The 13,797-nt window shown below is 66.5% G+C and carries 13 protein-coding genes; 3 read left to right on the forward strand and 10 right to left on the reverse strand.

Annotated elements, in window-relative coordinates:
• Positions 1-74 precede the first annotated feature (74 nt).
• The 5 genes from L8F96_RS09100 to L8F96_RS09120 all read right to left on the reverse strand — a co-directional run bounded on the left by L8F96_RS09100 (position 75) and on the right by L8F96_RS09120 (position 3,496).
• Complete coding sequence (locus L8F96_RS09100; RefSeq protein WP_046411046.1) at positions 75-485, reverse strand: hypothetical protein; 411 nt, start codon at positions 483-485, stop codon at positions 75-77.
• Positions 486-767: 282 nt separating this feature from the next.
• Positions 768-1,688: a glycosyltransferase family 2 protein gene (locus L8F96_RS09105; protein ID WP_334655820.1), complete on the reverse strand. Its 921-nt coding sequence runs from the start codon at positions 1,686-1,688 to the stop codon at positions 768-770.
• Complete coding sequence (locus tag L8F96_RS09110; RefSeq protein ID WP_241212635.1) at positions 1,685-2,563, reverse strand: glycosyltransferase family 2 protein; 879 nt, start codon at positions 2,561-2,563, stop codon at positions 1,685-1,687. Before L8F96_RS09110 ends, L8F96_RS09105 begins: the two co-directional genes overlap by 4 nt.
• Positions 2,560-3,192 (reverse strand): CatB-related O-acetyltransferase, encoded by a 633-nt coding sequence (locus L8F96_RS18595; protein WP_125945811.1) that lies wholly within the window; start codon positions 3,190-3,192, stop codon positions 2,560-2,562. Before L8F96_RS18595 ends, L8F96_RS09110 begins: the two co-directional genes overlap by 4 nt.
• A 112-nt stretch (positions 3,193-3,304) precedes the next feature.
• A complete protein-coding gene (locus L8F96_RS09120) occupies positions 3,305-3,496 on the reverse strand; it encodes a hypothetical protein (RefSeq protein ID WP_125945812.1) in 192 nt (63 codons plus the stop codon).
• A 49-nt stretch (positions 3,497-3,545) separates the two neighbouring features.
• Between L8F96_RS09120 and L8F96_RS09125 the strand changes: the two genes are divergently transcribed.
• Positions 3,546-4,355, forward strand: a complete 810-nt coding sequence (locus tag L8F96_RS09125; RefSeq protein WP_334655821.1) for a class I SAM-dependent methyltransferase — start codon at positions 3,546-3,548, stop codon at positions 4,353-4,355.
• A gap of 1,387 nt (positions 4,356-5,742) precedes the next feature.
• On the opposite strand, the gene L8F96_RS09130 is transcribed toward L8F96_RS09125, so the two are convergent.
• The 4 genes from L8F96_RS09130 to L8F96_RS09145 form a co-directional block, all read right to left on the reverse strand.
• Positions 5,743-6,500 (reverse strand): IS5 family transposase gene (locus L8F96_RS09130; protein ID WP_334655822.1). Its coding sequence is split into 2 segments (ribosomal slippage): positions 5,743-6,167 and positions 6,167-6,500, totalling 759 coding nucleotides; the frame shifts between segments, so codons are not numbered across the junction.
• A gap of 206 nt (positions 6,501-6,706) precedes the next feature.
• Positions 6,707-7,693 carry a CpsD/CapB family tyrosine-protein kinase gene (locus L8F96_RS09135; protein ID WP_125945814.1) on the reverse strand — a complete coding sequence of 329 codons (987 nt, stop codon included), beginning with the start codon at positions 7,691-7,693 and terminating at the stop codon, positions 6,707-6,709.
• Positions 7,694-7,871: 178 nt separating this feature from the next.
• On the reverse strand, positions 7,872-9,173 hold the full coding sequence (locus L8F96_RS09140) for a GumC family protein (RefSeq protein ID WP_334655823.1): 1,302 nt from the start codon (positions 9,171-9,173) through the stop codon (positions 7,872-7,874).
• Between the two features lie 31 nt (positions 9,174-9,204).
• Complete coding sequence (locus L8F96_RS09145) at positions 9,205-10,056, reverse strand: polysaccharide biosynthesis/export family protein (RefSeq protein WP_334655824.1); 852 nt, start codon at positions 10,054-10,056, stop codon at positions 9,205-9,207.
• 384 nt (positions 10,057-10,440) lie between these two features.
• Between L8F96_RS09145 and L8F96_RS09150 the strand changes: the two genes are divergently transcribed.
• Together L8F96_RS09150 and L8F96_RS09155 are read left to right on the forward strand one after the other, a co-directional pair.
• Positions 10,441-12,387 carry a right-handed parallel beta-helix repeat-containing protein gene (locus L8F96_RS09150; RefSeq protein WP_334655825.1) on the forward strand — a complete coding sequence of 649 codons (1,947 nt, stop codon included), beginning with the start codon at positions 10,441-10,443 and terminating at the stop codon, positions 12,385-12,387.
• A 130-nt stretch (positions 12,388-12,517) separates the two neighbouring features.
• Positions 12,518-13,093 (forward strand): CHAP domain-containing protein, encoded by a 576-nt coding sequence (locus tag L8F96_RS09155; RefSeq protein ID WP_046411055.1) that lies wholly within the window; start codon positions 12,518-12,520, stop codon positions 13,091-13,093.
• On the opposite strand, the gene trmB is transcribed toward L8F96_RS09155, so the two are convergent.
• Positions 13,090-13,773: a tRNA (guanine(46)-N(7))-methyltransferase TrmB gene (gene trmB, locus L8F96_RS09160; protein WP_334655826.1), complete on the reverse strand. Its 684-nt coding sequence runs from the start codon at positions 13,771-13,773 to the stop codon at positions 13,090-13,092. The genes L8F96_RS09155 and trmB overlap by 4 nt on opposite strands.
• Positions 13,774-13,797 lie beyond the last annotated feature (24 nt).

Genomic DNA, 13,797 nt, shown 5'->3' on the forward strand with positions numbered 1-13,797 from the left:
GACCCCGTCGGGGCGTGATGCTCCTCGCATCGATCACCCTCGCACCCAACGCACGAGCGCCCAGGCGGATGCACTCAGCGGCGACGGCGGCGCTGTGTGCGCGCCGCCGCGATGCTGGCCATCATGGTTTCATACTGGCCATGGGTGAAGCCGGCGTCGAAGAAGGCGCGAAGCTCGCTTGCCGCAACCTGGAAGCTCTGGTGCCAGGCGAGCACCGCCATCCGCCGCAACGCCTCAAGCCGCTCGTCGGCAAGACGGGGATTGTTCTGCCGCATCACCGCCCGTAGCGCGACCGACAAGCGACCTGGCTCGCGCAAGGATGACAGCCGATCATTGCGCGCCAACGCAATGACAGACCATTCCAACGCGCCGAAGCGGGCATCATCGGCATAGCGATCGTCCCGCGCAGTGCTGGCGGGGATCGGATCGGCGATCGGCGCCAGCGGAAGCGCAGCGTCGATAGTGTTGAAGGCGAGATAGGCCATGATGCTTCCCTTCTGCCCTGTTGGGCGCGCGACCGGGCACCGTCGCGCGAGCGACGGGCGGGCGGTGGCAATCTGAACAGTTGATCTTCCCGGCGTCGGTCGCCAGGCATCCTCGGCGCCGTCCCCGCATCATGGCCGATGATACGGGAGCAGCTGTTGTGTACCGGTTGGTATAGAGACGCTGCCGGTGTCGGTCAACAACTATTCATACCGGTCGGTATATTTTGAATCAGCTGCTGTTCGGGAAGTGCCCGACCTACTGCGCGACGAGACTGGTGCTCGTCAGGCGATCCACTCGGGCGCGCCACGATGATTGCGGATGCCCGCCCACCATCCCGCCAGCGCGTCGCCCCATTGTCGCACCGCCCCGCGCCGGGCGAAGCGTGCCGCACCCAGTATCAGCGCCGACAGCGCCGCGATCGGCAGGTGCGCCGGCGTCGTATCGCGCACCACGTGCAGCTTGTTGCGCTCATCAAGGAAGATCGGCAGCCGCGGCCGCTGCCGAATAGCCGTGGCGGAGCCGGTGGTGCCACCCTGTCCATGACAGACACGGGCGTCCGGCGCGAAGCCAAGTTGCAGGCCGTGCTGCTGCGCGCGAAGACACCATTCGATCTCTTCAGCGTAGAGGAAATAATCGTCCCGCATCGGCCCGGCGGTCTGCACAAAGGCACGGCTGACCAGCATGCACGCCCCCAGCAGATAGTTCATGTCCCGCTCGACCCGGGCCGCATCGGGCGGCGCATCGATCCAAGCGCCGACCCCGATCGAGGTCGCCCGCGCCAACACCGGGTACCAGCGCCCACCATAGGCCTGCACCCGGCCACCCGGGTGGTACAGGATGCCGCCCACCGCGTCGCAATCCCCCCGCCCCAGTCGCGTCACCAGTGCGGCGAGCGCAGCGGGTTCCGGCGTCGTGTCCGGATTGAGCACCCACCAGGCCGCGGCGTTGCGCCGCGCGGCGATGCAGGCATTCACCCCGCCGGCATAGCCCAGATTGTCGGACTGTGGGACGACCGTGACCGGCTGCCCGCCGGGCAGCGTCGCGGGCAACCGGTCCTGCAACGCACGCCGCGCCGCTGCCCCGCCATTCTCGCAGATTACCACCGCAAAGTCGGTGAACGTCGAACGGGCCAGCGCCGTGAGGCATTGCGCGACCAGCGCCGGATCACGGAACGACACGATACACACTGCGACCTCAGTCACGGGCGTGCGCCCACCAGCCGCAACATGCCGTCGGCACAGCGCCACAATCGCAACCGCGCGAGCGTCGCGAGACCACGCCGGCGCTCCCGCCAGTTGGTCAACGCGGGGCTGGTCAGGATGCGTAGCCCATGCACCAGAATCGACACCGGCATCGCTGCGCTTGCCACGAACCACCGCAACCGCCCGCCCCGCCGCTCGCGGGCAAAGGCGAACATCTCCGCGTTGAGCCGGCGCCACTTGCACAGCAACGCTGGCCAGTCGCCGCGCGCGGGGTGCCCCACCACCGCTGCCGGAGCGTAGCCAATCCGAAATCCCAGCGCCCGCGCCCGGACGCACCAGTCGCGATCCTCCGACGTGCCGGCGAGAAACGGACCAGAAGCGGCGAAGACCGTCCGGCGACAGAACAGATTGGCCGTGACCGAGAAACCCTGCTGCTCGACATAGCGCCGGTTGCGAAAGGCGAAGACCGCCTCATACGCCTCCGACCCGGTCTTCTCCCCGTCATTGTCGATCAGCACATCGACCTGCCCGCCGACAAAGTCATGATCCCATAGCGCCGCCAATCCCGCCTCGAGCCAGCCGGGGGCCGGCACGCAATCCGCATCGGTGAAGGCAAGCACCGCGCCGCGTGAATGCGCGACGGCGACGTTGCGCGCGGGCCCGGCCCCGCGCTCCCGCGCCAACACCACCCGCGCTCGCCCTGCCACCAGCGCACGCACGGCGTCCTCCCCGCACATGCTCATGTTATCGGCCACGATAATCTCAAACCGGTCGCGCGCCATGGTCTGCCGCGACAACGCATCCAGGCAGCGATCAAGCCCCGCCAGATCATCATGATGCGGGATGATCACGCTGACCTCCATCATCGTGCTCATGCGGCGCTCGCCAGCCCCGCCGCCGTGGCGACGTGCGCGCGCCCCGCCGGATCAAACACGAACCCGGGGTCGCGCAGGACCAAGTCACGCAGCTGCGCGAGATCCATCTGCCACCATTGGCTTCGCTCCAGCACGGCCTGAACCTCCGGCGTGAAGCGCTCGCGCAGCACGCGCGCGGGGTTGCCGGCGACAATCGCATAGCGCGGTACGTCGCGGGTCACGACCGCCCCCGCCCCGATGATGCTGCCCCGGCCGATCCGTCGGCATCCAGGCAGGATCACCGCATTGTGGCCGATCCACACGTCGTCCTCGATGACCTGCGGTGAATCATAATGCAGGTCGGCATCCACCACGCCGAACTGCCGCTCGTACAGCACCGGGTGGGTCGAGATCGCGGCAATGGGATGGTTGATGGGCGCCGAATGGACCGTCTTGGCGATCGAACAGTACCGCCCGATCACCAGCGGGCCTGGCATCCGCCACGGATCGAAGCAGCCGTACGTGTAGAGCCCGACGTCAACCCGGTAGCGTTCCCGTAACCAGCGACGCAGCGCCAGGCTATGCAGCGGATCGCGTTGCCAGCGCCATAAACGCGCCTTTTCGATCGCGCGTCCCACCAATCGCCGCATCACTTGCCCTCAACCGCCAACACGCGAGGTGGCATACCGCGCCGGAACGGAGATGCCGCTCCAGCCGGTCGGAAATGGACCTAATTTCGGTAGACCATTGGTGGCGGCATCATCAACTGCGCACGGCGAATGCAGCCACCACCAGCCCGGCGACGATCGCGATCAGCTGCACCGTTCGCCAGTCGATCACGCCCACGGCATCGGGATCGTGCCGCTGCGTCCGGCGCCGATCGCCCCAGGCCGCGCCCGCGGCCGCCGCTGCGCATGATGCCGCCACCCCGTACAGCATCGCTTGCGTTGACATTCACTTGCCTCCACACCCCACCAGCGTCTTGCCGGGAGAGATAAAGATAATGCGCACCATCGCCATTGCGACCGTCCTGCTTGCCAGCGCCGCGGCGGTTTCCGCCCAGACGGCACGGCCCACCGCACCGCAACCCTCAGGCGCCATCAGCAGCGCCGTCAATGATGCGCAACGCAGCGCCGCCAACCGGCAACGCGACCAATATCGTCACCCCGCCGAAACGCTCGCCTTCTTTGGCGTGAAGCCGACCGACACGATCGTCGAATTCAGCCCTGGCGGCGGATGGTACACCGAAATCCTCGCGCCCATGACCAAGGGCAGGGGCCGCTATGTCGCGCTGGTCAACCAGCGCGGCGTCGACAGCGCTCAGAAGATGCTGACGGCGAAGCAGGCGTGGTTCGGCCCGGCGACGGTCGCCACGATCGATCCCGCCACCGGCACCAGCACCGTTCCGGCCGGTAGCGCCGACGTGGTGCTCACCTTTCGCAACGTGCACAATCTGCTGATGAACGACGATCCCGCAGTGGCCGCGCGCACGTTCAAGGCGTTCTTCACGATGCTGAAGCCGGGCGGGGTGCTGGGCATCACTGACCACCGCCTACCCGAAACGATGGACACCGCGCTGGAAAAGAAAAGCGGCTACATCAAGCGATCGACGGTGGTGCAGCTTGCCGAAGAGGCCGGGTTCAAGCTGGCCGGCGAAAGCGAGATCAACGCCAATCCCAAGGACACGCACGATCATCCCAATGGTGTGTGGACCCTCCCGCCGACGCTCGCGCTGAAGGACGTCGATCGCGCCAAATACGCAGGGATCGGCGAGAGCGACCGCTTCACGCTGAAGTTCGTCAAGCCGCGCTGAGCGGAAGACCGGGCGAGGCGGGAACGGTCAGGCGCCGCATAGCGCCTGCCCACCTCGCGTCGCCTGCCGGATGGACGAGTACCCGGCTGGGAACGATTTCTCCTCGAAGCGCCGTTTGAGGAAGCGGGCACTGGTACGCGATCGCGCTCATCTCCGCGGATACGCTCCGACGGCGTGTCCCCGAGGTCGCCTTGGTTGCGCCCGGCTGAATGTTGCGCCGGGTCGTGCGTCGCCCCGCACATCGGACGCTTTCACGGAAAGATGCCGGGTACTTGCGCAGCGGGAGCGTTGTCTCGTCAGCCGATAAGAGCGCTCAACCGGGATCGGAGCTGAAAACGCCGTCGCTCCGCCGAGCCTTCTGGCTCGTGCCACGGTCTTGGCCACGGACGTATGTGCGGGCGCAGGTTTATCTGTTGTCTCGAACTATAAGCAGAGCGACGTGATCGGTCCTGCCTGCTGACCGCAGTATTACCAAACCCCGCTGATCGCTTCGGTGCTGGTCACAATTGATCCCCAACCGCGTCCTGAGGCACGCCTGCCGCCAACGCGGTCGACCGCGCCGTTTGTCTGCTTCACCATGATGCCTCGACATCAAAGTCACGAGGCGGTCACGATTTTGAGCGGCTGCTCTAACCGAAACCTTCGGCTTTCAGCCGGACGGAGCGTCACGACAGCGCGCGAGGCAGCGATGTCTCTGCTTGCATTCTGGCAAAGCCGCCGAAGCTGCGGGAGAGGCTGCGACAGCCACCGTTTGGGGAAGCAAAGAACGTTGGCGACCTTCTCTCGGGTCAGGTGAAGCTCGACACGCCGCTCAGTCTATTTTTGGCAGATCGCAGCTGCGCATCGCTGCCAGCGCGTGCGATCAGAGTCATTGAACGGGGGTCATCGAATCGCTCCCGTGCTTCCGCGAATGATGACAAAGGGCCGTAGATCGCTGCGCTGAGAAGCCTCGTCGAGTTCCGCACCCATAGTCATCGCGGGGCGTCACCAAGGCTATATGTAGAGTCTGTTATACACTCCCCGCTTGGTCGGGGCTCTACATTGGCTGCATAAGTGAAGCATGTGGCAATACCATAGTCTGATAGCTGGCCGGTCCCGCCGCTCCGCGAAGGTTGAAACGGTAAGACTCTTCACCGCTTCGGGTCATCATTGGAAAGCACTGATAGCTCTCGCGATATGGCGCATCCGCCTTCCGACTCTTGTCCTAGTGGCTTTTGCTTGTGCAAAAGGCCTAATCTTATGATTCCAGATTTTCTGATTCTTTGGCCCAGCGAATAGAGGGTTGAGTTTGGCGCCTCATCATCATAATCGGCGCAACGCGGCCTGACATGTGCTGACCCTGCTACGTGCGGCAGCCAACCGCTTGCTTAGGGTCAGGACTCGTTGATCACAGCCAGAAGATGACGGTGGCAGCGAGGGCGATGGCGGAGAAGAAGGCCGTAGGGCAGCGATCGTAGCGGGTGGCGACGCGGCGCCAGTCGTTGAGGCGGCCGAACATGATCTCGATGCGGCTGCGACGCCGATAGCGGCGCTTATCGTACCGGGCGGGCTCGTTGCGCGACCTGCGGCCTGGGATGCAAGGCTGGATGCCCTTGGCCTGAAGAGCGTCCCTGAACCAGTCGGCGTCGTAGCCGCGGTCGCCGAGCAGCCACTGCGTTTTTGGCAGGTCGTCCAGCAGCGCGGCCGCACCGGTGTAGTCGCTGACCTGACCGGCGGTCATGAAGAAGCTCAAGGGGCGACCGTTCGCGTCGGCGACGGTATGGAGCTTGGTGTTCATGCCGCCTTTCGTGCGTCCGATCAGGCGGCCGAGATCCCCCTTTTTACCCGCAGGCTCGATGCCGTGCGGTGCGCCTTCAGGTAGGTCGCGTCGATCATCACCGTTTTGGGTTCCGCGCCCACCGCAGCCAGACCTTCCATGATGCGCGTGAACACGCCTGCCTCACCCCAGCGCTTCCAGCGGTTGTACAGCGTCTTGTGCGGGCCGTACGCGCCAGGAGCATCGCGCCAGCGCAGCCCGTTGCGGTTGACGAACACGATGCCGCTCAGCACCCGCCGGTCATCCACTCGAGGCTTGCCGTGGCTCTTCGGAAAGAACGGCCGCAGCCGCTCCATCTGCTCATCCGTTAGCCAAAACAGGTCGCTCATCCCGGTCTCCTCGCGGAGCCTGAATCAGATCGCGACGCTCATATCAATGGGTCCTGACCCTAAGCTTTGCCACTCGCCAACATCGTTCTGACGCTTCCTGATCTATGACCAATGTCGCTTCGTTTGGTCGCGCCGTACGGTGCTGGTCTGCCGCATCTTCTGACGGTCACCAATCCGGTAGCCGCTGCTCCCGAACCCGCACTTGGTCAAAACGCGGCGAGAAAGCTCCCGACCAGTCGCACGCGATCGCTCGAGAGTTCGGCCACCGTGCGATGGACGTCGGTGAGCAATGTCATGTCGCGCCGCGCAACGATCAGGCCGTAGCGAACGCCCATCGCGATCTGCCGCGCGTCGCTGCTGCCGTCGGTTGCGGGGGTGTCGACGATGGTGAACTCATAGGCGCGCATGCAGTCATCGATGATCTGCTTGAAAAGGCGGCTGGCGATCAGATCGTGCGCGCGCGGTGATGCGCCACCGGCATAGAGCACCGACAGGTTGGGGCGCACCTCTCGCCGGATCTCGTCGGATCGCTGCTCGGCCCCAACGGACAGCATCTGCACCAGACCGCGTGCGGGCTGCTCCGGGCGGATGAAGTCCTGCACTGCCGGGCGGTGCAGATTGGCGTCGATCAGCAGCGTGTTGATCCCGGCCTGGGCAAAGGCCACCGCGAGGTTCACCGCCACGCTGGTGCAGCCGCAGGCCGGCGTGGGCGCACATACCGCCAATCCCCGCCGTCCATCGCGCACATGGCCGGCGAGCAGATGCGTCTGGAGGGCGCGATATCCCCGTGCCGCCACGCCGGCGGGCTCGGAAAGGCAAGCGATGCGTCGGGAAAAGCTGTAGTCAAACGTGCCCCGGACTGGCGGCTCCGAAGCATCGTCAGCAGACACCTTCTCGTGCTCGCCCCCCCTGGCCTCGGCATCGGCCCTGCCGTCCTCCGTCGGGCCCATCGCGGTAGCAGCAGCAGCGGGCACTGAAGCAGAGGTGGAGACGGCCGATTGCGCCAAGGGACGGTCGCCCTCCACTTCATGGTCCTGTCCGCCGCCCGCCTCCCCGCGGACGCCAGCCTCCTCCCGTCCCGCCACTCGGTGATCAGCGACGTTCAGCGCAGTCGCCTCGCTCGCAAGCGCCTGTGCCGAAGGGCGGTGGTCCATTCCGTTGGCTGCCGGCACCGTCATCGTTTGAGCGTCCATGTCGCTTCTTCCCCCATCGCCTTCGGCGTCGCGCCGATGAGCCGAACGATCGCCCTTGGTCATTCCGGCGCTCCGCCCTATCGCGCCCCGCCCGGAGAAATCTCCGCGCGCTCTTCGCCGTGCGTGACTGCCTTCATGCCTTGGCGAGCAGCGGGGGGAGCGCCCGAGGCGGCGGCCGTCACCATGCGCGCTGCGGCCGTGCAAACAGGCCGCGCCATCCGGCGGTCGCCGTCGGGCGCGGCAGATCCAGCATCCCGATCAGGGGCAACCCGTCGATCTGCTGCAGATCCTCCGCCCCGCGCACCCGCCGGGCGAACAATTCGGCGGCAATCGCCAGAACTGCGCCCAGGATCATCCCTGCGATGCTGCCGGCCAGCACCAGCATCCAGCGCGGCGGATTGATCGGCGAGCGGGGGGTCGCCGCAGCCCCAAGCCGGCTGAACCCGGCATCGGTCGATTGCGCCTGGAGCTCGAAATCGGCCGCGCGCTGCATCGTCTTGGCCACTTGCTCGCGAAGCACGACAACATCACCGGCGAGCCGCCGTGCCGCATCCACCATTCCGCGCTGCGCCAGCACCTTCTGCGTCTGGGCGCCGAACTCCGCCGCCTGACGATTGCCCGATGATTCCGACCCACCACGCATGCTGCCCATTTCTCGCGCGACCGCGGCCGCAAGTGCGCCGCGTTGCCGCTGGAGCGCCACCATCTCCGGATGGTTCACGCCCAGCGTCTGGCGCGCCGCCGCAAGCTGGGCATCGACCTGCGCTAATTGCCCGGCCGACGGTGCCACCACCGGCCCGGTGGCAATGGCCGCGACCGCTGCTGGCGCGCTGCTGGCCAGCGCGCGCAGCTTGGACGACTCTGCGTCGATATTGTCATCCTCCAGCACGATGTTGTTCGCCCGCTCGAACGCGGCCTTGCGCTCCTCGGCAGCGGCCAGGCGCGCCTTGAGCGACGCCGCCTGCCCCGCGAACCAGCCGGCGTTCTGCGCCGCGTCACGCCGCTTGCTGTCGAGCGCCTCCGCCAGAAACGCCTCGCGCACCGCGTCCGCGCCGCGCCGCGCGGTCTCGGGCACGGCGGACACATAGGCGATCTCGAGGATCGGACTACCGCGGATCAGCTCGGCACTGGTGCTGGCCGACGCCTGTTCCGCCAGCCAGTCGCGCAGCCCCGCCCGGGACCCCGCGGCTTGCGCCGCGGCATGTTTCGCGCGCAGCTCGGGCGATTGCGTCCACCCGAACTGGTCCGCCACCCGCCGCGTAACCCGGGGGTCACGGATCAATTCGACCTGCGCGGCCAGAAAGGCCTCCATCGTCTTGGGCGGAAGCGCCTGCCCGGTCACCGGGTCGGCGCGCAGCAGGTCGACGACCACGCGGGACCGCGCCTCGTAGCGTTTGGGAATCTGCCGCGCGGCGATCAGCCCGGCCACCGCACCGATCACGGCGAGCAGCACGATCAACCAGTAGCGCGCCTGAAGCATGCGAAGGATCTGTTGCGGTCGCATAGGGGCCTCAGAAAAACCGCTCGCCGACGACCAGCACATCGTCGGGACGCAAATTCTCGCTCAGCGCCACCTTCGTCTCACTGCCCCCGCGAACCAGCTTCACCCGCCGCACCGAGCCAAGCGGCGTAAGGCCGCCGCTCCGCGCCAACGCCATTTCCACAGTCAGCGGCCGATCGATCGGGTAGCTGCCGGGCGCATTGACCTGCCCGTAGATGAAGAAGGTGGCAGGCGCGGCGACGAACACCTTGTCGCCCGATTCCACCGTCGGATCATCGCTGACCGCGCTGGTCGCGAGCGTCCGCAGCGACAGCGCACGGGACGAACCGTCCGGGCGGGTCAGCGTTACTGCGTCCGCCGCCTTGTCGCTGGGCCCGCCGGCCCGCGCGACAATCTCCGTCAGGCGATAGGCGCGGTCGATCGGCACCACCCCTGGCTGGTTCACCTGCCCCAGCACCGTGACATATCGGCTGCCGTAGCTGGCCACCATCACGCTGACCGCCGGGTTTTCCAGAAAACCGCCCTGCTGCAGGCGCGCGCGCAGATCATCGCGCAGCTCCAGCACACTGCGCCCAGCCGCCGGAACGCTGTTCACGAAGGGCAGCTGGACCGTGCCATCCTCCTGCACCTGAACCCGCGCGGTAAAGTCGCTGCGGCCCAGCACCGCCGTCTCGATCACGTCTCCAGTGCCAAGGAGGTAGCCAGTCGCGGCGGGAGCAGCCGCCACCGGCGACGTCGTCCCCTCCCGCGTGACGGCCGCGGCGTCATTCCTCGCCTGAGCCGCCACCGACGACGGCGCCAGCGAGCACAGCGTGGCCCCAGCCAAGGCTGTCGCCATGATCCAACGTCGCATCGTCTGCATGCCGCCCGCTCCTGCCCGGCCGGATGAATCCTGCCGTTGATCGCCATCCGCTTCTGCGCCGCCTGATCGACCACCATCCCTGACAAGCGAACAGAAGAACAGCGCGTGTCGACCGTGGTACAGCCAGGGAGCGGTTGCTCAACACCTCCGCAGGACTACTCGCTCCGTTCTGGATCAATTGCCCCGGTTACTGGTCCAGAACAGAGGCTCCATTCATGCCCGCGCGCCATTTGCTTTATGCCTCGCCGCACTGACTGAGCGGCGGCGCCGGATATACACGGCATGGTAAGCCGCACGACGCAGTCGGATCGCGTCCCTTAGCCTTGGCGACGTGCCTGGAAAGTAGCCCGCCGGGTCCGTGCACGCATGAACGAGAGGATCATTATGGCCACCCTGATGGCATCCACTGCCGCCGAGTTGATGAGCCTCGCGGGCGCGGCACGTGCGGGAGACGTGATCGCGCTGGCCCCCGGCAGCTACGATCGCGTCGCCCTGCGCGATCTGCGCTTTGACGGTGAAGTCATCATCACCTCGGCCGATCCCGCGCGACCCGCCCAGCTTACGGGGCTGAAGGCGTTCGGGGTCGAGAACATCACCTTTCGCAATCTAGTGCTGGCCGATCATGAGCCGGGCGGGCTGTTCGGTTTCGAGGTGAGGCAGGCCGCGCAGGTCGCGTTCGACCAGATCCTCGTCCACGGTCCGCCGGGGGAGCGCGGTTACGACACCAACGCCTTCATCATCCGGGACAGCATCGACATCTCGATTACCCAGTCGGAGTTCACTCACCTGCGGCACGGCATCAACATGCTCGACAGCGTCGGGGTGACGGTGCGCGGCAACTACTTCCACGACCTGCGCTCGGACGGTGTGCGCGGCGGCGGCGTATCGGACATCGTGGTCTCCGATAATCTTTTCACCAACTTCCGCCCGGCATTCGGCGATCATCCCGACGCCATCCAGTTCTGGACGCTGAACCAACCGAACAGCGCCAGCGCGATTACGATAACCGACAATATCATCCTTCGCGGGGCGGGTGCGGCCGTGCAGGGCATCTTCATGGGCGATGAGAATGGCGCCAGGCCCTATGTCGACGTCACCATCGCCGACAATCTGGTGCTCGGCGGGATGTTCAACGGCATCTATGTGGAACGCGCCGACGGCCTGTCGCTCACCGACAATGTCGTGGCGGGGTATCTCGATCAGCCGTCCTGGATTCGTGTGTCCGACGTGGATCGAATCGTGGGGAACGTGGCACAGGTCTATATCATCGACGGCATCACCAAATGGCCGCCGGCCGGCAATCAGGCGACCTTGCCCGCCCTCGACAAGGGAGCCGGGCTGATCGGCGCCTGGCTCGCCAGCCATGGCGACTGGGTCACGATGGCGGCCGAATCGCCGGTGCTGGCGGAAGGACTCGCCGACCTCCTCGACCTAACGGGCCCCCGGCCGCCCGCCGGCCCGGTCACCACGATCGAGGGGACGCCGGGTGCCGATCGACTAGTGGCGGCGGCCAAGGGGGACAGCATCCTCCTGGGCGGCGATGGAGACGATCACCTGACCGGCGGTGCGGGCCAGACACGGATGGACGGCGGGAATGGTGACGACACCTATATCGTCGCCTCGTCGCGCGATCGGGTGATCGAGCGCGCCGGCGGCGGCAACGACACGGTCTGGACGTCGGTCGATTACACCCTGGCCGCGCATATAGAGACCGTACGGCTCACCGCGGGGGACCTTACCGTCCACGGCAATGTACTCGACAATCGCATGATCGGCTCCGACGAGCAGGACCGGCTGTACGGAGGCGCTGGGCATGACGTGATCCAGGGTGGCGCCGGTGACGACCACCTTCATGGCGACAATGGCAACGACACGCTGCACGGCGGCGACGGTGCCGACCGGATCGAGGGCGGCTCGGGCGACGATCTCCTGATCGGCGGCGCGGGGGGTGACCGGCTGCTTGGCGGCACGGGGCGCGACACGCTGGACGGCGGCAGCGGCAACGACGTCCTCACTGGCGGCAGCGGGCCGGACATGTTCCTGTTCCGCGCCGACACTCTGGGCGACCAGGACACGATCGCAGACTTCTCACAGCGTCAGGGTGATCGGATCGGCCTGTCGCCGATCGATGCGGACATCAGCACGGCGACCGACGATCCGTTCCGCTTCCTGGGCACGGACGCATTTTCGGGTCAGGCCGGCGAGCTGCGCTACGACTCCAGCGCCGCGGGCGCGATCCTGTCGGGCGATGTGGACGGGGATGGCCGCGCGGACTTCACCATCCTCATCGAAGGGGTCGATTGGCTGAGTCGCGACGCCTTCATCCTCTAGCGCTCGCGACAGCGAACAAAATGCGTGATCGTTACGCCTTCGCAACACCGCGCACGAGAGGCCGGAAGGCATTGGTTAACCATGTTGCGCAACCTCTCGCATAGAAACGGCGGTTAGTTTTTGCCCCGTGATGAAGCGCTCCCCCCTCGCTCTCGTCGCAGCGTTCGTTTGTGCCCTCGGCTCCCCCGCGCATGCGCGATCGCTGCTGGACTATAATGGCCAATGCGTGCCCTTCGCGCGCCAGGCGTCAGGCATCCAGATCTATGGCGATGCCTGGACCTGGTGGGATCAGGCACACGGTCGGTACAAGCGCGGCGATCAGCCGAAGGTCGGCTCGGTCATTGCCTTCGCGCGTCAGTCGCGTCTTCCGCTCGGCCATGTCGCCGTGGTCAGCCGGATCGTCGAGGATCGTGTGCTGATGCTGACCCACGCCAATTGGTCACGCATCGACGGTACGCGCGGCCACGCCGAACAGGATGTCACCGTATTCGACGTCAGTGAGGCGAATGACTGGAGCCGGGTGAAGGTCTGGTACCGCGATTCGAACGGCCTAGGCGGCACGATCTATACGGTGCACGGCTTCATCTACGCGCCTGGGCGCCCGCACGAACATCTCACCGCGCAGAACCCCGATTACGTCGGCGCGCTGATCGACGCCTATGTGCCTGGGGCGGGAGCCGGCAGCAGCGCACACGCCTCGCGTTAATCCGCGCGGCGGTAGCGGAAGTACCAGACCTCATGGCCCTGCCGCCGGGCCTTGCGTTCATAGCGGGTCTCGGGCCAGTCCGCCGGGCGCTCCAGGAAATCCGCCGGCCGGTGCGCCAGCCAGGTGAAGTCCGTCCGCTGGGCCATGATCATCATCGACCAGCGGCAATAGGTCGGATCATCGGTGCCGAGGCGGAACTCAGCCCCAGGCTTCAGCTTGGACGCGATCAGGTCCAACGGCCCGTGGTTCATCATCCGCCGCTTGGCATGGCGCGCCTTCCGCCACGGATCGGGATGGAGCAGGTAAACGGTGTCGAGCGACTGGTCCCGCAACCGCTCCACCACGTCCAGCGCATCACCCATGTGCAGCCGCACATTCTCCAGCGCGCCATCACGGATATGGCCGAGCGCGCCCACCACCCCGTTCAGGAACGGCTCGCAGCCGATGAAGCCGGTATCCGGCGCCGCCGCGGCCTGCCCGGCCAGATGCTCGCCCGCGCCAAAGCCGATCTCCAGCCGCAACGGGCGATCGTCACCGAACAGGCGCATCGCATCGAGCGGCCCCGTCTCCGGCACGGCAACGCGCGGTAGCAATTCCTCGACCAGCGCGGCCTGGCCCTTGCGCAGCTTGTGGCCCTGGGCGCGCCCATAAAGCCGACGGATCGTAGCGGGATCGTTCATCGGCCGGCGCGATAGCGTCCTGAG

The organism is Sphingomonas panaciterrae (assembly GCF_036890205.1).
GTDB lineage: Bacteria > Pseudomonadota > Alphaproteobacteria > Sphingomonadales > Sphingomonadaceae > Sphingomonas > Sphingomonas panaciterrae.